The organism is Sulfurovum aggregans, from assembly GCF_055385215.1.
This window is the reverse complement of the sequence record NZ_AP042387.1, coordinates 1,917,175-1,935,554: the sequence shown is the minus strand read 5'-3', so window position 1 is coordinate 1,935,554 and position 18,380 is coordinate 1,917,175. Positions and strand designations below refer to the sequence as shown.

Here is an 18,380-nt window from a genome sequence, read left to right as displayed (position 1 = left end):
CCAAAAGAAATAGAGAGATTATTTTGTAATAGAGATATTCTCCACATCACAATGATCAGCAACATCAAAGTCCATTGCTTTTGTATTATGCATGAGTACAGGAACAAAAAGCAACGATACAAATACCGCGGCAACAGTTCCGGAGATAAGTGCTACTCCCAGCCCACCGAATACAGGGTCGCTTGCAAGCAGTGCAGACCCGAGTATGATCGCTACTGCCGTTAGTGCGATCGGTTTTGCTCTTGTTGCTGTAGCCACTGCAATCGCCTCTTTTTTCTCCATACCCTGACACTCCATCAATGACTTGGCAAAATCGATCAAAAGAAGTGAATTTCTTGAACTGATCCCCATTAATGCAATAAACCCGATCAATGATGTCGCTGTCAGGAAGAAGGTCTCACTTGTGAAAAGGTTCGCTGCCCAGTGTCCTACGATCACCCCGATCAAAGAGAGGAATGAACCAAGAAGGATGATACCGCTGATAGCAAAACTTTTATAGTAGATCACTAAAAGCAGGAAGATCAATACCAGTGCCGATATAAATGCTCCACCCAGATCTCTGAATGTATCCAGGGTTACTTTCATCTCACCATCCCAGCGAAGCAGGAATTTCTCTCCTGTTTTTTTATCCGTCAAATAAAGATCGAACATATACGTTGTAAATCCTGCCTTCTCAATATCATAGTCCTTGGAAAATGTTTCTATCATCACATCTCTTGCCTCAAGTAAAGGATAGACCTGAGAGACCATATCCGTCTCTGCAATGACATTGACCATACGGGAAAGGTCTTTATGCATGATCATAGGATTTGACTTTACTTTACGCAGCATGACCACTTCGCTCAGTGGAACCATCATTCCTTTCTTATTCATCAAATTCAATGATGAAAGTTTGCTTCTCAGTGCATCTTCGTTTGAAGATGCAAGACTTTTACTCTCTTTTTCCAGTACTAAGAACATGGGGATCTGATCCGGGACATTTTTTGAGTTTTTATGTGCTATCACCATACCCTCAAAAGCAAGATAAAGAATGTTATTGACCTGTTTCACACTTAATCCGCTTCTTGCGATCTTCTCTTTATCTGGTACAAGTTCATATTTATCAAATATTTCATCTGCCATGATATCCACATCAACAAGCCCTTCTGTTTTTTCCAGGATTTGGGCTGCTTTCATAGAGATATCACGTACTTTATCCAGGTTGTCACCATGCACTTCAAGTACGATTGAGGCAAGTGTCGGAGGACCGGCAGGTTGTTCTATGAACTTAATGTTCGTTCCTTTAACGATAGGCAGACACTTCTGCTTTACAACAGGTCTGAGTCTCTGTACCATCAGGAACGAAGGCTCATTCCTGCTGTGTTTATCGGTAAGATTCACAGAGATCTCTGCTACATTCTCTGTCCTTTTCATACTGGCACCTTTTACAAGTCCGGCGTAATCAAGAGGAATCCCCTGTCCTAAAAAGAGTTCTAGGTTCATCACCTCTTTTTCCTCTTTTAAAATGTCAATGATACACTGACTCACCATATTCGTCTGTTCCACTGAACTACCTGTAGGTGTATCTACATAAACAGAAAAAGTATTGTCACTTTTCCCCGGAAGCATTTTTGCAAGTACCAGTTTAGAAGGGAACATCAACAATGAAGCAAAAAATGCTACAGCTGTCAGAACGATCACTAATGTTTTTTTCTTTTTACTGCTAAGGATGCCATATACGAATTGTTGTAAGCCTTTCATTATTTAGCCTCCTTTTGATGATGTCCATGTTCAGGTTTTTTTAACAGTTTCAAGCTTAAATATGGTGTAAAGATATACGCTACAAAGAGAGAAGCGATCAATGCAACAGGTACATTATATGGAATCGGTTTCATAAATGACCCCATCATCCCTCCGACAAATGCCATAGGTACCATGGTCAGGATGATCGCAAGTGTTGCGATATTAGTCGGTGCACCGATCTCATCAGTCGCTTCTACAAGCAGTTCATCCATCTCTTTATCTTCAATGCCGTGACTATGCAGATGCCTGTGAATATTTTCGATCACTATGATAGCTGCATCCACGAGTAACCCCAAAGAGAGAAGGAAAGCAAAAAGTGTGATCCTATTGATCGTCTGTCCTGAAAGATAAGCAATAAACAGTGTAATGGCCAAAATAGCAGGTACAGTAAAAGTAACGATAAGAGACTCTTTCCATCCTAAAGCAAATACAAGCATAAGGGCAATGATTATAATAGTGATCACCAAGTGTTGCATCAATTCATTGACCGCTTCATTCGCTCTCTCTCCATAATTACGTGTGATCAGATAACCGACACCTGCATCCGCAAACTCTTTCTCATGTTCTTTGAGAACTTCCAGAACATCTTCCGCTACGAATACGGCATTCGTTCCTGCAAGTTTCGCTACTGTAAGTGTGATCTGACTCTTTTCTTTACTTAGCTTTGTGCTGTTTTCATCTTCCTTGAAACGAATTTTTGCTGTTTGAAAGTTTTGAATATCCACACCTTCTGTCACAGAGGCAACATCTTTCAGATAGATCGGTGATCCCATATATTGGGCAACAATGACACTGCCTACATCATCTACACTCTCTATGGCATTTTTTATACCGAAAATAACCAGTTTATTGTCTCTGGTTCTTCCTTTGACATCCGGCACATCCACGGCTACGGACTGTACTGCCTGCATAATTTGCCCTAAAGAGAGATGATAGGCTGAAAGTTTACCCATATCTACTTCAATGTTGTACTGTGCTTTTCTTGCTCCTTGAAGTGTTGTTTTCGCTACATTATCAACTGCATTGATTTTTTGTTGTACTTTACGTACCATTTCAAAAAGTGCAATATCATCCACTTTGCTTCCATTTTTTGGATAGAACGCTACTGTAATAATAGGAATGTCAATATCAATATCAAATGGTTTGATCAAAGGCTGCATCACTCCTTTGGGCATTTTATCCATATTCTGCATGACCTTGTCATAGAGTTTCAAATTTGAATCTTCCCTATTCTCACCAATATAGTACATAACATTCACAATCCCCACATTGTCCATGGCCATACCATAAACATGTTCTATCCCTTTCACCTCACGAAGCTTTCTTTCCAAAGGATTTACAATGATATTTTCTATCTCTCGGGGAGATGCTCCGGGCATAGCGACAATAACTGCCCCACCTGAAATAGAAATCTGTGGATCTTCCTCTCTGGGCATGATATTAAGTGCCAGGTACCCCATAATGAGTAAAAAAGCACCCAATACTGCAGTCAGAGGATTTCGCAAAAAGCCTTTTGCCAGTTTTCCGGCATAATCCGTAATCTGATACTCTTTTTTTACTTCCATCATTATGACCTGATCAGGATTTTAGCATACATACCGGGATAAACCGAACGGCCCTGAAGATCAAATTCTATTTTGATCTTAAACTTATGTGTCATTGGATTTGAATTGGGAATAATTGAGCTGATCTTTCCTTCTGTCACAAATCCGAGCGAAGGTATCTCTATCTCTACTTTTTTCCCTAAATTAATATATTTCAATTGTGTTTCTGATATCTCTGCAACAATCTTCAAACGACTCAGATCTGTAAGAATGACAGCCGGCATTCCGGGTATTGCCATTTCTCCTTCATTAAGCTTTTTTGCGACGATCACACCATCATTGGGTGCCTGTATCTTAAGATAGTTATATTGATTGAGTACTTCTTCTTTTTTTGCCAATGCCTGATTAACCTGTTCCTGAGCAATTTTTACCATATCTTTTAAATTTTTTGCTGCAAGTTCAAGATTTTCCAATTCAAATTTAGAAACCATTTTCTTTTCATAAAGTCTTTTGTGTCTCGCCAGATTCACAAGTACATTATTAAGCTGATTTCTGTTCATTTGCAGTGCCAGTCTTGCCTGAGAAATCGCAAGATCAACCTGTCTTTCCGCCGATTCAATCTCTTTAGAATCGATCTCATAAAGCAATTGACCTTTTTTAACAATATCTCCTTCACTTACAGCCATATTTTTTACAAATCCCATATAACGGCTTGTCATCATTTTTTGATTATCTGAAACGACCGAACCGCTTAAGTTTATTTCTATCGCACTGACTGTTGTCAGAAATGCTATTGTCATCAGTATAATGATCTTTTTCATACTTTTCCTCCTCTGTTTAAAATACTGTCAAGTTCAAATATCTTTGTATTACGTTTATTTTTCGCTGTTAAAAGTTTCAACAGCATTTCAAGCTCTTTTGACTGCTTTATGAGTACATCAGAGATAGAAACCATTCCTTCTCGGTATCGTGCTCTGTAGTTCTCATACACTTTTCTTGCAAATCTTAACTGTTTTTTATAACTTCGGATATCTGCATTTGCGCTCAAGACTTCTGTTTTAAGTTTCTTCGCTTTAAGTGCTATACCTTTTTTGGCTAACCTGACCTGGTCCTGCACCAGCATATAATTCACTTTGGCCTTTTCAAGGTTCGCCGCATCCACTCCACCGTTAAAAAGGTTCCATTTCACCTGTACACCGACTGTATAGGCATCTTTATCCAAAAATTCGTTCCAGAGTTCATCATCAGCACTTCCATATTCTGCGAAAGCCCCCACTTCCGGAAGGAAATTGGATTTTTCAACATTTACAGCCATTTTTGAGATCTGTAATCCCAACTCTGCTTTTTGAATATCAATATTATTTGCTTCCAGTGCCTGCTTGCTGATATGCGGCATAGGAGCCATATCATGTAACCGCTTGATCGAATCAACATCTGTATTGAGCAGGAAAGAGAGGAACTGATAGGCAAGATCTTTATTCAGTTTTGCCTGGTTGTACATACTTTGTACTTCTGCTTTACGGGCCTGAACTTCAAGAAGATCAATATCTTTTGCATATCCCTCTTTCTTCATATTTCTTACGATCGATTCCAGTTTATTGATATTATGAATAATTTTTGAAAGATTGATAATATAGTTTTCCACCAATGAAATATCATAAAATGCTTTCTTTGTTTGGAAGATCTTTTCATTAAGAAGTTTTTGTGTATCAAACTGACTCATACGGTATAAAGATTCCGTAATATGTCCATATTCGGTTAATTTACCCCCGGTATAGAGTGGAAGCATATAAGAGAACTTTGTCTGGAAATGATTTCTTGCTTCTGGATAATTTAAGTCTGTAGGTTGTACATTTAATATATTTGGATTTGTTCCATCAAATTCAGAAAAACCAAAATCACCAAAAGTTGCTTCCCTGCTTTGCAACTTAAATCCAAATACATTCCCCGCATCATTGGATCGCATACCCATGACCGTCACATCGAGCTTACCATAGTTGAAGCCTTTTGCAGCTTTGGCTTCATAGATTTTCATCTGCTCATTAAAACGGGATATTTTAAGTTCCAGGTTATCTTTTTTCAATATTTCGATGGCATGGTCAAGACTTAAATGCTTTACATTTGCAAAAAGCGGCAAGGATAGACACACTAAAAGAAGGGTTCTTCTAAACATAATAGTAAACTCCTGACTGATATAAAAATTTATTATAGCACAAGATGTAGCACTATGCTACGCTACAGCAATATACTCGCGATTATATCTAATTGAATTGAATTTAATGATTAAAAATTGATGTTTATATCAATAATTTTGAATATTTAAAACAGGGAAGCTTTTTGCAGGCAAAAGTCCTGCAGAAACTGCTTCTCTTAAAGTGTTGCGTGAGCTACGCTGATACAGGCTTCCAAAGATGAAAGTTCATCAAGGACTTTTTTAGAGATCTGTCCGTCTACACGGACAACGGCCAATGCTTGCTGTTTACTGTCCCTTCCTAATCTAAAGTCAGAGATATTAAGATCATTTTCTGCCATGATCTTACCTACATCACCTATCACACCCGGTGTGTCTGTGTTTCTAAAGAAGATCATAGTTCCTTTTGGTTCAACATCCAGAATATAGTCATCTATTTCGATAATGCGTTGAACAGTATCGTCAAATACTGTACCTGCTATTCTGATCGTACTCTCTGCAGTAGTGAGTTTTATAGCCACTTTATTCGTAAAGCCGCTTATATTTGGTTTTACTTCTTTGTTAAGTTCTATACCGCGTTCTTCGGCAACAAACTCAGCATTCACATAATTCACTTGATCTGCCAAAGACTCTGTAAGTACTCCCACAGTGGCAAATGTTACCATAGATTCAATATAGTCAGCTACAGGTCCCTTTGCAGTTACTTTGATAGATTTTACAGCACTTCTTGTGATCTGCGCAGATAAGTGTCCCATCTTTTGAATAAGTTCAAGGTATGGTCTTACAAAATCAGGTAATTCATTCTCTTTAATAGGCAAATTAAGCGCATTGGGATATGAAATACCTTTTGCAGCTGCTATTGCATTTTCTGCCGCCTGGACCGCAATATTACGTTGTGACTCTTTTGTATTGGCACCAAGATGTGGTGTCACTGTTACATTATCAAGGTCAAGCAGAGGATGATCTGTAGCCGGTTCTTTGTTAAATACATCGATACCTGCCATTGCTATCTTCTTGGACTTTAAACCTTCAAGAAGTGCATCTTCGTCATACAAACCACCTCTGGCACAGTTAATGAGTATGACACCGTCTTTCATTCTGGCGATCTCTTCAGCTCCTATCATACCGATAGTCTCTTCTGTCTTTGGTGTATGAATCGTAATGATATCACATGCCAGAATATCTTCAAAATCTTTTGTATATGCTATATCAAGATCTGTTGCCTTACTTGGATCAATGTATGGATCATAAGCAAGTACATCCATTTCAAAAGCTTTTGCTCTTTTTCCTACTCTTGAACCGATATTACCAAAACCGATGATCCCGAGCTTTTTATCTTTAAGCTCTGTACCATACCAGTCCTGTCTTCTCCAGACACGATCAAGTTTCAGATTATTATGTGCATAAGGGAATGTTCTGACACAGGAAAGCATATGTGTCATTGTAAGTTCTACTGCAGCAATGGTATTTGCTGTAGGAACGTTCATCACAACGATCCCCTGCTTGCTTGAACCGGGAATATCTACATTATCCACACCTACACCGGCACGTACAACAGCTGTGATCTTTTTAGCTGCTGCCAAAAATGCTTCATCAACGTCTGTTGATGAACGTGTGATCGCCACATCTGCCAGAGGAATGATCTCAGAAATGAGCTTGTCTTTAGGCTCATCTGCTGCATTTATAAGTTCTATTTCACTATCATTTGCAAGGATGTCCAATCCACTCTGGTGTATATGGTCACAAACAACTATCGTCTTTTTTGACATCGAATAACCCTTTTATCTCTATAAAATTTTAAGTACCATAAAGTAGGCGAAGAATACGACTAGTCGTATAAGTTAACTACTGAAGCGACCAAAAGGAATAGACTTCCGGTGCAACTCAGTATTAACGTAGCATTTATTTTTTAAATTTATCACCAAAAGCATCACCTAAAGTCATGCTGTCATCTTGGTCCAAGTTAAGTTGCTCCATCGCTTCTCTCTCTTCCTGACGCTCAAGTCTTTTTACCGAAACTCTGATTCTGTCGCTGTTGGCATCGATAAAGCTGATCACACCTTTGATCTCTTGACCTTTTTCGATCTCATCAAATTTAAGAGGATGAAGATCTTCTGTTCTAATAAGTGCATCCACATTGTCTTCAAGTGCAATGAATACACCAAAGTCTTTTTTGTCTTTCACTGTACCTGTCACGATCGAACCGTTTTTATGTGTTTCTGCAAATGCTTTTACCGGTGAAGCTTCAAGTGCTTTTTTACTCAATGAGATCTTTCCAGCATCTCTGTCGATCTTGATGATTTTCACTTCAACTTCATCACCCACTTTGAGCTCAGATTTTGCATTTTTTGACTTATCCCAGGAAATTTCCTGATTATGAAGAAGACCTTCAACAGCACCAACTTTTACAAATGCACCGAAATCAGTAATTGAAGTTACAGTACCTGTAACTATATCACCAACTCTGTTCTCAGCTGTGAATGCATCCATTGGTTTAGGAAGAAGGTTTTTAAGACTTACTCTGAGTCTTCTTCCTTCTTTATCAATCTCGATTACTTCAACATTGATCTCTGAATTGTTCTCCAGGTAATCTTTAGGGTGTTTCACATTTTTATCCCAAGAGATTTCAGACACATGAAGGAAAGCTTCAAGATCTTCACCAAGATCTACAAATACACCATAAGGTTCTATATTACTTACTGTCGCTGTTACCGTATCTCCCACACCGATAATCGCATCGATATCAGCCCAAGGATCAGGATTTGCATCTTTGATAGAAAGTGAAAGATGTCTTTTCTTTTTATCATAGTCCAAAGCGATGACATTTACTTCATCCCCCTCTTGGAAGTATTTTGAAGGGTTTACAGGACCTTTATGGGAGATCTGTGAATAGTGGACAAGACCATCCATTCCACCAACATCTACGAACATACCGTAAGAAGTGATCTTTTTGATCGTACCGATCACAGGCTCTTTGTTTTCAAGCAATGCAGCAACGATCTCATCTGTTTTTGCTTTATCTCTTTCAATAAGTTCTTTTCTGGAAACGACTACAGAACCTTTATCCTTATCTACTTTAACGATAACTGCTTTGACTTTTTTTCCTATCGGATCAACTTTTGAGGAAAGATAAGAAAGTGTACGAGGCATGAAGAATTCCAGACCATCTACTTCAACAACATATCCACCTTTATTCTTCTTCGTAACAACACCTTCAATGATATACTCTTGCTCTTCATCATACTCATCGATAAATTCATTAAGCGCTGCTCTACTGAGTGCTGCTTTATGAGAGATACGACCTCTGCCCATAGTTACTACATCAATAGTGTCACCTACGTTGAAAGCAATATTTCCTTCTTCATCCTTGATCTCATCAAGAGAAAGGTTGGCATCTCTTCCACCACCGATATCAACTACTGCCAAATCATCTTTTTCATCTATTTTAACGATCGTACCTATAACCAAATCACTTTTTGACTCTGACTTTTTGAACGATTCCTCAAGCATCGCCTCAAAATCTACTTCTTCTATTTCGATATCTTCGAACTTCATACCTATCCTTATGTGTACACAAATTTTGCGTTATTATACTATTTTTTATTTAAAGTAGTTGAATTTTGTAAAAAAGAAGCAAAAAATATCAAACGTAACGGTTTGATATTTTATGGTTAAAAAAGACTGATTTTTTCAAGTTCTTCAAAGTATGTAGGAAAAGTTTTAGCCGTACACTCAGGTTCATTGATGGTCACAGAGACAGGGTCAAGTGCCAAAAGAGAAAAACACATTGCCATTCTGTGGTCATCATAGGTATCTATAGCCGCGTGTTTCAATTCTTTTGGCGGAATGATCTTCAGATAATCCTCACCTTCTTCAACCTCAGCACCTACTTTACTAAGTTCTGTAGCCATGGCAAAAAGCCTGTCCGTCTCTTTTACACGCCAATTGTAGATATTACGAAGCGTAGTAGTGCCTTTGGCAAAAAGTGCCGTAGTAGCAATGGTCATCGCAGCATCAGGGATATGATTGAAATCCATATCGATCCCATGGAGTTCTCCTCTTGTCACAGAAACAAAATCATCACCCCACTCTACGATCGCACCCATTTTTTCAAGTACATCAACAAACTGTATATCTCCTTGGATACTCTTTTTACCTATACCTGTCACTTTAACCGTCCCGCCTTTTATAGCAGCTGCAGCCAGAAAATAGGAAGCGGAAGAGGCATCTCCCTCAACCATAAAAGAATCCACTGCTTTATAGGTCTGTCCCCCTTTGATATGGAAGGTTTTATAATTTTTATTTACAACCTCCACTCCAAAAGTTTTCATAATATGCAATGTAATATCTATGTAAGGCTTGGAAACCAGTTCACCTATGATGGATATGGTCATATCTTCTTTCGACATAGGTGCAGCAAGCAGCAGTGCGGTCAGGAACTGACTTGAAATACTGCCTTCTATCTTTACTTCACCACCTCTCAAACCATTTGCTTCTATCTCAAGCGGCGGATACCCTTCATTCTCTTTATAGCTGATCGTTGCACCCGCTTCTCTCAAAGCATCCACCAGATGCCCTATGGGTCTCTCTTTCATGCGAGGTTCTCCTGTAAGCAGATAGGTACCTTCTCCCAAACACAATGCTGCACAGAGCGGACGCATTGCAGTGCCGGCATTTCCTAAAAACAGTTCCTGCATTTTTTCACTGCCTATAGGTCCGGCATTTCCTACAACTTTACACCGTGTTCTGTCTTCAGAGAGTATATACTCAATACCAAGCTGCTTCAATGCATTCAACATATGTCTGGTATCATCACTGTCAAGAAGATTTGTAATCTCTGTTGTACCTTCTGCAAGTGCTGCAAGCAGCAATGCTCTGTTAGAAAGGCTCTTAGAGCCTGGAAGATTGATCTCTCCCTCTATTTTCCTGATAGGTTTCAGTGTTAAAGTATTCATGCTTTCAACTCTATTTTTTTATCTCTTGGATCTCATTGATCACATTCTGTACGATCCAGTCTGGTGTAGAGGCACCCGCAGAGATACCGCAAAGTGCTTTACCTTCGAACCATTCCGGCTGGAGCTCTTTTTCATTCTCTATCAGATAGCTCGTCTCACAATAACTTTTACAGATAGAATGCAACTGCTTGGTATTGGAAGAGTGTTTCCCTCCTATAACGATCATTACATCCGCATCTTTCGCAAGCTCTGCCGCAGCATCCTGATTTTCAAATGTGGCATTACAGATGGTATTGAACACTCTTACCTCTTTATGTGTAAGAATAAGAGCATTGACGATCTTTAAAAAATCTTCCGGTTTTCTTGTGGTTTGTGCGACCAGTGCTACTTTAGAGAGTATCGGCAGTCCTTCCAACGCTTTTTCATCTTCTACAATAAACGCATTTCTCAGATCTTTCGCATAACTTACAACCCCTTTGATTTCAGGGTGATTCTTGTCACCGAAGATCACAATGCTATACCCCTCTTCACTCATTTTAGCCACGATGTTCTGTGGTGTGGTCACATAAGGACATGTTGCATCTATAATACTGTTTTCCTGTGCTTTCAGCTTTGTAAGTTCATCTTTGGGGATACCGTGTGTACGGATCACAACAGCATCATCAGGGGTAACATCTTCAAATTTTTCAGCCAATCCTATGTTAAACCCCTCTTTGAGACGGTTGATCTCATCTTTATTATGGATAAGAGGGCCGTAGGTTTTACTGCCTTTATGCTCTTCGGCTATTTTGATCGCACGTTTTACACCAAAACAAAATCCGTAACTCGATGCCAATTGTATCTTCATTTTTATCTCAATTCTGCTTTACATTCTTTTTCAAGACTGGTCATGATCTGACTCATCACTGCTTCTATATCACCCTCTTCCAGCGTTTTTTCCATGGACTGGATAAAGAAACGGATCGTTAAACTCTTTTTGTCCCCTAGTTTTTCATCTTCATAGATATCAACTGGATAGCTGTCTTTTAACATAGGAAGTTCAAGAGTATTCAGTACTTTGGCCACTTCATAGTAGGAAATGGATTTTTCTATCACAACACTCAGGTCTTTATAGACTCCCTGGAATTTTGAAATGGGTTTTGCATTAATATGTTTTGGCAACAGTGCATCAAAATCCAACTCTGCAAAGAATGTATCAGGAATATCATAAGCTTCCTGAACTGTCGGATGCAGTTTACTCATGAATCCGCACACTTTACCATTGATCACAATATTTGCCGACTGATACGGATGGAGCAACCTGTTCCCATAAGTACATGGTACCAGTTCAAAACTACCTACTACTGCTCCTACTTTTTGTGTAAATGCAGCAAAGTCGATCATCTTCGGTTTCCCGGCATTATGTACATTTTCACCATCAACATGTCCCGAAAATACGAATGAAAGTACTTCAGACTGTTCTCTTTTGCTTCCGAACACTGCACCTATCTCAAATAGAGGAATGGATTTTTTCGTATAACTTACATTACGTTTTACAGCATTCAGCAGGTTGACCAATATTGTACTTCTGAGAGTATTGAGCTCTTCTGCAATAGGGTTCGCAAGGTCAAGCTCTTCTTCTATCGTAGAAAAACCATATTTTTCCAGAGCAGCTCTTTCAGAGAAAACATAAGAGACATTCTCATAAAACCCTGCACCTACGGCACGGTTTTTAAATGATTTCTTCGCTTTATATCTGTCAGTTGTATCATTCAGACGATTTTTTTCAAAAAAGGCCAGAGGTTTAGCTTCTATATTGTTAATACCGATGATACGTACGATCTCTTCTGCGATATCCTGTATATGTTTAATATCATGTCTGAAAAGCGGTACCGAAACAGCAATGATATGGTCTCCCATAGAACTGATCCCAAACCCGAGTTTCTGCAAGATCGTTACGATCTTGTTCAACTCTACATCCATACCTATAATGGCAGATATCTCTTTTCCATCTACGATCACTTTTTCATTTTCCCTTTCTGCTTTAACATCCAGAGAACCTTCATAACAGTTGATATCTGTATATCTATCCATCAATGAAGCTAAAAAAGTAAGACCAAATGCAAGATCCGGGTTGGAACCTCTGGATGTTTTATAGTAAAGGTCATCTGTTTTCAGAGAACTATTCGCAACAGCTTCTACCAAAATATCCGGATGAATATAACTTGCTTCAAGCAAAATATTCATTGTATCATCTGTCGCTGTTCCTTCCTCTGCCTGATAGACACCTACGACACTTAAAACTTTTTCATCAGCCATAATCTCTGTGATGCCTTTGGTTTTTGCCTTAGGCTTTACAACAATTTTACCCTCTTTATTGCGAAACACATCACTGTCGTACGCACGTAAAATAACGCCTGTAGTATGTGTCGCATATGCTAATATCTTCGATAAGTGGCCTTCTGCTTCTACACCTACCATCGCCAAACGTAACTGCAACAAAAAGCCACTCTTAATATTGTCTATAGTTACAAGTTTATAGCATAGGTCTACATCCATTTCTCCATCGGTATGCAGGTCTGCTTCTCTTGCTATACCAAGCTTCATCTTCTCTTCCTGCTTATACTCAAAAGGTTTCATCTCTATATCCAGGGCAGCACTTAAGTCTCTTGCCACACCATATACAGAAAGACAGTCACCCCTGTTCGCAGTAAGCTCAAGTTCTATAATCGTGTCTGCTACTTTCTCATAGGAACCGAATTCACGTCCCGCTTCAAGTTCACCGATGCTCTCATCAAGTATCATAATGCCTTTACCAGTATCCGGCAAGCCAAGTTCAGAAGAGGCGCACACCATCCCTTCACTCTCTACACCACGAAGTTTTGCATGCTTGATCTCAAAATTACCCGGAAGTACTGCACCGATAGTCGCCACAGCTACATATTCAGCATCCACTACATTGGCAGCACCACAGACGATCTGTCTTGTACCTGAACCTATATCTATCTGACATACATTCAGTTTATCTGCATCAGGATGCTTTTCACAAGAGAGTATTTTCCCTATCACAACTTTTTCTGCGATCTCAATCTGCTTGATACTGTCAACTTCCAATCCTATGGAGTTGAATGTTTCGTACAGCTTCTCATTTGAAACATCACTTAGGTCTATAAATTCATTTAACCAACTTCTTGTTACTATCATCTAAACTGCTCCAACAAACGAATATCTCCCTCGAACAAACTTCTCAGATCCGGTATCTTGTGCATGAGCATCGCAAAACGCTCCACACCCAGACCAAAGGCATAACCACTCACATCTTCATATCCCACTGCCTTAAAGACATTCGGGTCAACGATCCCGCATCCGAGGACTTCCAGCCAGCCTGTATGTGAACAGACACGACATCCTTCACCTTCACAGAAGATACAGGAGATATCCACCTCAGCCGAAGGCTCGGTGAACGGGAAGAAACTAGGTCTGAAACGGACTTCAACATCACCGAACATATACTGTAGGAAATCAGTCAATATAGACTTGAGGTTCGCAAAACTTACTTTGCCTTTATCCTCTACCACAAGAGCCTCTACCTGATGGAACATCGGTGTATGTGTCAAGTCATAATCACGTCTGAATACTGTTCCCGGTGCTATCATGCGTATAGGCGGTTTTGTTTTTAACATTGTACGTATCTGTACCGGTGAAGTATGCGTACGAAGCAAACCGCCATCTTTAAAGTAGAATGTATCTTGCATATCACGTGCAGGGTGATACTTGGGAAGATTCAATGCTTCAAAGTTATGAAAGTCATCCTCTACCATCGGACCGCTCTCTACCGCAAAGTTAAGTGCCACAAAATAGTCAATGATCTTATCCATTGTTTCCATGACAGGGTGCAATGCACCTTTTTGGGCAAGTGTACCGTAAAGCGAAACATCTATGGCTTCACTTTTCAATACTCTTTCTATCTCTTCAGCCTTAAGTGCTTCATAACGCACGTCAAAACTTGCCTGCAAGGCAGCTTTTTGCTTATTTAAACCCTCAGCAAATGCTTTTTTCTCAGGACCCGGAATATCTTTCATTTTGGCGAACTGTGATGCTAAAACACCCTTCTTGCCAAAAAGCTCAACACGTACTTTTTCCAATGTTTCAAGCGAGTCAGCCTGAAGTATTTTTTCTTCTAATTCTTTCATAAAACCTCTATATGCCTTCAGTAATAATCGTGATTTTATCTAAAATTTCATAATAAGGGGATTTATTCTATTTTTTGTGTGTTATAATTACCAAAATTACGTTATTCCAAGTTGCAAGAAGGGGTATTTTCTTTGGGCATCAGGAATAGCAAAATTCAATAACCAAAGGACTATAATAATGTGTATATTTTGTAAGATCGTAAATAGGGAGATCCCTAACAATACTGTACATGAAAGTGACCATTTTCTGGCATTCCATGACCTCTATCCCAAGGCTCCTATCCATGTTCTTATCATCCCTAAAGTACATGTGGACTGTTTTCAGGATGTCAGCGGTGAAATCATGGCTGGACTTACAGAGTTTGCACAGGAAGTAGCAAACAAAACAGGTATAGACAAAACCGGATACAGACTCATCACCAACAATGGTCCTGATGGCGGCCAAGAGGTAAATCACCTCCATTTCCATATGCTGGGCGGAGGCAAGCTCGTATGGGATCACCATCACGAAGATCCACATAAAAGCTTATAATTAAAAAGGTGCGTTGGCACTCCAAGGGCATTTCCGTTGGGTACCACGCACCTTACATCAATTCCATTAAACCATATGAAGTGTGCTTTTGTTGTGGCGAACGCCCTTGAAAGCAAAGCGATTCGAAAGCCGCAACACTTTTTTCTAAAGAAGTCTTTGCTAAAGCAAACCGCATTTGCTGACTTTGCTTCGTTTTTTTTTAAAAAATGAAAAGAGAAACAACACCTCAACCCAAAGAAGAGGAAATCAAATTAAACTAAAAGAAATTAAGCATCGATCTCCGCTAATTTCTCCTCATACTCAGCCACGATCTCATCATCCTTCTCTGTAGCAATCTCCAACTTCTCAAACAACGCATCTACTTCTTGCTGTACAAGTCCAACCTCTTTGGAAAGCTCCATAATGGCATCATTGTCACCGGAGTTTGAAGCCTTTTCCAATGCTTCATTCTTTACCGCCATCTCCGCTTCCAGAACCTCTATCTTCTCTTCACATACTTTGATCTCTTTGGTATAAGGTTTTCTAAGCTCATTTCTCTCTTTGGTCAACGCTTTACGCAACTTTTTACGCTCTTTATAGTCGATCTTCGGCTTCTTCTTTTTGGGTTTACTACCCTCTTCCTCTTCCCAGCCTATCTTTTCAAGGAACTCATCATATGTCCCGTCAAAATACTCAGCCCCTCCCTTATGGAAAATAATGAGAGCGTCAGCCAATCTTCTTAAAAGCATCTCAGAGTGGGTAACCATGATGAGTGACCCCTCAAAGGCATCTATAGCATCTGCCAATGCATCAATGGACTGCATATCAAGGTGGTTGGTCGGCTCATCGAGGAAAAGCAGGTTCGCCGGTGTAGCGATGATCTTACCCAGCATCACACGGCTTCTCTCCCCACCGGAGAGTACCTCTATCTTCTTATCTCCAAGATCTCCACTGAACATCATACGTCCTGCGATGTTACGTGCCTGAGGGATGCCTATCTCTTTACTCATAGAAGCGATCTCATCTACGATCGTATTTTTAACATTCAGCCTCTCGATGTTCGTCTGCCCGAAGTGTGCAAAAACCGTTGAGGGATGATAGTCAAGTTTCCCCTGCTGATGCTCCAACTCTCCTGCAATGTAGTTAAGCAATGTCGATTTACCCTTACCGTTCTTACCAATAATAGCAAGCCGCTTACCCTTCTCCATAGCAAATGTAACCCCTTGGAAAAGCGGCTCATCCGGGTTATACCCAAAACCAAGATCTTCCGCACGGAAGAGGATCTTTGCAGGGGTCTCTTTGTAGTTAAAATTAAAAGAGAGGTTCGTATCGGTTGCCAGGTCTTCCATCTCACCCATCTTGTCCAACTCTTTTTGTTTCGACTGTGCCAGTGCTGCCGTAGATGCCCTCGCCTTGTTACGTGCTACAAACTCTTCTAACTCTTTACGCTTTTTGTCCTGGTTGGCTTTAGTCTTCTCGTATGTTTCATCTTCCATCTCAAGGGTAGCGTAGTATTTATGCGAATCACCCTGTACCAAACGAAGCCCTTTTCTCTGCACACCCATCGTATGAGTGGTCACAGAGTCCATAAAGTCACGGTCGTGGGTGATGAGTATCACTTCACCGTCAAACTCTCGAATGAAGCTTCTTAACCATCGTAAAGAGAGGATGTCAAGGTAGTTGGTAGGCTCATCGAGCAGAAGCATATTGGGCTCGGTAGCCAAAAGCTTCACAAGGTTGATACGTATCTGATACCCACCCGAAAAGCTCAAAGGGTCTTTCTCCAGGTCCTCTTCGGTGAACCCCAGTCCAAAAAGCAGTTTTTCTATTTTGTAAAAGTTCCACTGCTCATCTTCAGGAAGTACCAACGCGCACTCTTCACGCACGGTCTTCTCCGTAAAAACCAAATGCTGTTTAAGTGCCCCGATGCGGTAATTCTTAGGAATGCTTATATCCCCGCTGTCCCAGCTCTCTTCACCCAGTATCATTTTGAACAAGGTAGATTTCCCTGACCCGTTACGCCCCACAAAGCCTATCTTCTGGTTTCTGGCTACTTTAAGGTTAATGTCACGAAAAAGGGTTTGTCCCCCAAAGCTTTTAGAGAGGTTGGTAAGTTGTATCATGCAGTATCCGTATAAAGGTAAATTTTGTGGAATTATAGCAGAAAGACTATTCATAAATCACACGTAGTGTGCCTCTGTTGTGCTGAACGCCCTTGAAAGCGAAGCGATTCGAGAGCCGCAACGCTTTTTTCTAAAGAAGTCTTTGCTAAAGCAAACCGCATTTGCTGACTTTGCTTCGTTTTTTCTAAAAAAATGAAGAGAACAACAACGCCTCAAGTAATATAATTGGAAACTTAATAAAAGAAATCAAATATGTTATAGTAGAATATGAAGATAAAAATATGTAAACACTTTTCCAACATCAAGAAGTTTCGAAAAATGCTCACAAAAGCATTTCCGGATGACACCGTCATTGTCAAATCATGCATAGATATGTGTAAAACATGTAAACAACATCCTTTGGCTAAAGTAACAGTTCAGTTGCTTTACATTACGTTTATAGAGAGATGGTACAATGGAGATCTCGAAAAAAGGAGAAAAGATGAAATTTACTGCAAATCTAATAACGATCATTACCCTACTCACTCTATCGGGCATAGAAGCATCTGCAAGCGAAATAGATGCCAAGCTGCTCTACAAAAACAAGTGTAAGGTCTGCCATACAACCAAGCTGGTGACACTACAGGAAAAAGGAAACCTCACAGGCCCTCCTGCTGACGAGGTGATGCTCCATGTCAAGGAGAGGTATCCGGAAAAAGAGGAAGCTGTCAAATTCATGGTAGACTACATCATGCAGCCTGATGTCCAAAAGGCTCTTTGTGCTTCCATCGACAAATTTGGTCTGATGCCTTCTATGAAAAATGTAGTAACCCCAGATGAGGGTGCAGCCATCTCAGAAATGATGTCCGATACTTTTCCCCGTGAAGCTTTTGTAAAGATGGAGATGAAGAGTCGTGAGGGAATCACCTTTGAGACGATCGACAGCAACGGTGACGGCGGCATATCATCTGAAGAGTTCAAGCTTTTCCGTGCCAAACGCAACAAGATAGACCCGGAAAGCTTCCGGGGAGATCTCTATTTTCAAAAGGTGGATCTGGATCATGATGGGAAGATGAGCAAAGAAGAGTTTCAAAAGATGCGTGAAGAGAGAATGAGGTAGAAG

13 protein-coding genes are annotated in these 18,380 nt (G+C 40.0%); 2 read left to right on the top strand and 11 right to left on the bottom strand.

Annotated features, from left to right (window positions below; all coding sequences use genetic code 11):
• Positions 1–18: 18 nt before the first annotated feature.
• The 10 genes from ACZ48W_RS09850 to pheS all read right to left on the bottom strand — a co-directional run bounded on the left by ACZ48W_RS09850 (position 19) and on the right by pheS (position 14,644).
• Entirely contained in the window at positions 19–1,740 is a 1,722-nt protein-coding gene (locus ACZ48W_RS09850) for an efflux RND transporter permease subunit (RefSeq protein WP_464828230.1), read from the bottom strand.
• Entirely contained in the window at positions 1,740–3,347 is a 1,608-nt protein-coding gene (locus ACZ48W_RS09845) for an efflux RND transporter permease subunit (protein WP_464830499.1), read from the bottom strand. The genes ACZ48W_RS09850 and ACZ48W_RS09845 overlap by 1 nt, the downstream gene beginning before the upstream one ends.
• Positions 3,348–3,349: 2 nt before the next feature.
• Entirely contained in the window at positions 3,350–4,147 is a 798-nt protein-coding gene (locus ACZ48W_RS09840) for an efflux RND transporter periplasmic adaptor subunit (RefSeq protein WP_464828229.1), read from the bottom strand.
• Complete coding sequence (locus ACZ48W_RS09835; RefSeq protein ID WP_464828228.1) at positions 4,144–5,499, bottom strand: TolC family protein; 1,356 nt, start codon at positions 5,497–5,499, stop codon at positions 4,144–4,146. The genes ACZ48W_RS09840 and ACZ48W_RS09835 overlap by 4 nt, the downstream gene beginning before the upstream one ends.
• A gap of 197 nt (positions 5,500–5,696) precedes the next feature.
• Positions 5,697–7,286: a phosphoglycerate dehydrogenase gene (serA, locus tag ACZ48W_RS09830; RefSeq protein ID WP_464828227.1), complete on the bottom strand. Its 1,590-nt coding sequence runs from the start codon at positions 7,284–7,286 to the stop codon at positions 5,697–5,699.
• Between the two features lie 133 nt (positions 7,287–7,419).
• Positions 7,420–9,072, bottom strand: coding sequence for a 30S ribosomal protein S1 (locus ACZ48W_RS09825; protein ID WP_464828226.1), 1,653 nt, complete (start codon positions 9,070–9,072; stop codon positions 7,420–7,422).
• Positions 9,073–9,188: 116 nt separating this feature from the next.
• Positions 9,189–10,472: a 3-phosphoshikimate 1-carboxyvinyltransferase gene (gene aroA / locus ACZ48W_RS09820; RefSeq protein WP_464828225.1), complete on the bottom strand. Its 1,284-nt coding sequence runs from the start codon at positions 10,470–10,472 to the stop codon at positions 9,189–9,191.
• Positions 10,473–10,482: 10 nt separating this feature from the next.
• A complete protein-coding gene (locus tag ACZ48W_RS09815) occupies positions 10,483–11,319 on the bottom strand; it encodes a 4-hydroxy-3-methylbut-2-enyl diphosphate reductase (protein ID WP_464828224.1) in 837 nt (278 codons plus the stop codon).
• A gap of 2 nt (positions 11,320–11,321) precedes the next feature.
• Positions 11,322–13,655, bottom strand: a complete 2,334-nt coding sequence (gene pheT, locus ACZ48W_RS09810; RefSeq protein ID WP_464828223.1) for a phenylalanine--tRNA ligase subunit beta — start codon at positions 13,653–13,655, stop codon at positions 11,322–11,324.
• On the bottom strand, positions 13,652–14,644 hold the full coding sequence (gene pheS, locus ACZ48W_RS09805) for a phenylalanine--tRNA ligase subunit alpha (RefSeq protein WP_464828222.1): 993 nt from the start codon (positions 14,642–14,644) through the stop codon (positions 13,652–13,654). The genes pheT and pheS overlap by 4 nt, the downstream gene beginning before the upstream one ends.
• Before the next feature lie 178 nt (positions 14,645–14,822).
• On the opposite strand from pheS, the gene ACZ48W_RS09800 reads away from it, so the two are divergent.
• Positions 14,823–15,176 carry a histidine triad nucleotide-binding protein gene (locus tag ACZ48W_RS09800; RefSeq protein WP_464828221.1) on the top strand — a complete coding sequence of 118 codons (354 nt, stop codon included), beginning with the start codon at positions 14,823–14,825 and terminating at the stop codon, positions 15,174–15,176.
• Between the two features lie 266 nt (positions 15,177–15,442).
• Here ACZ48W_RS09800 and ACZ48W_RS09795 read toward each other — a convergent pair whose 3' ends face one another.
• A complete protein-coding gene (locus tag ACZ48W_RS09795; protein ID WP_464828220.1) occupies positions 15,443–17,278 on the bottom strand; it encodes an ABC-F family ATP-binding cassette domain-containing protein in 1,836 nt (611 codons plus the stop codon).
• Positions 17,279–17,759: 481 nt separating this feature from the next.
• On the opposite strand from ACZ48W_RS09795, the gene ACZ48W_RS09790 reads away from it, so the two are divergent.
• Positions 17,760–18,377 (top strand): EF-hand domain-containing protein, encoded by a 618-nt coding sequence (locus ACZ48W_RS09790; protein WP_464828219.1) that lies wholly within the window; start codon positions 17,760–17,762, stop codon positions 18,375–18,377.
• Positions 18,378–18,380: the final 3 nt, after the last annotated feature.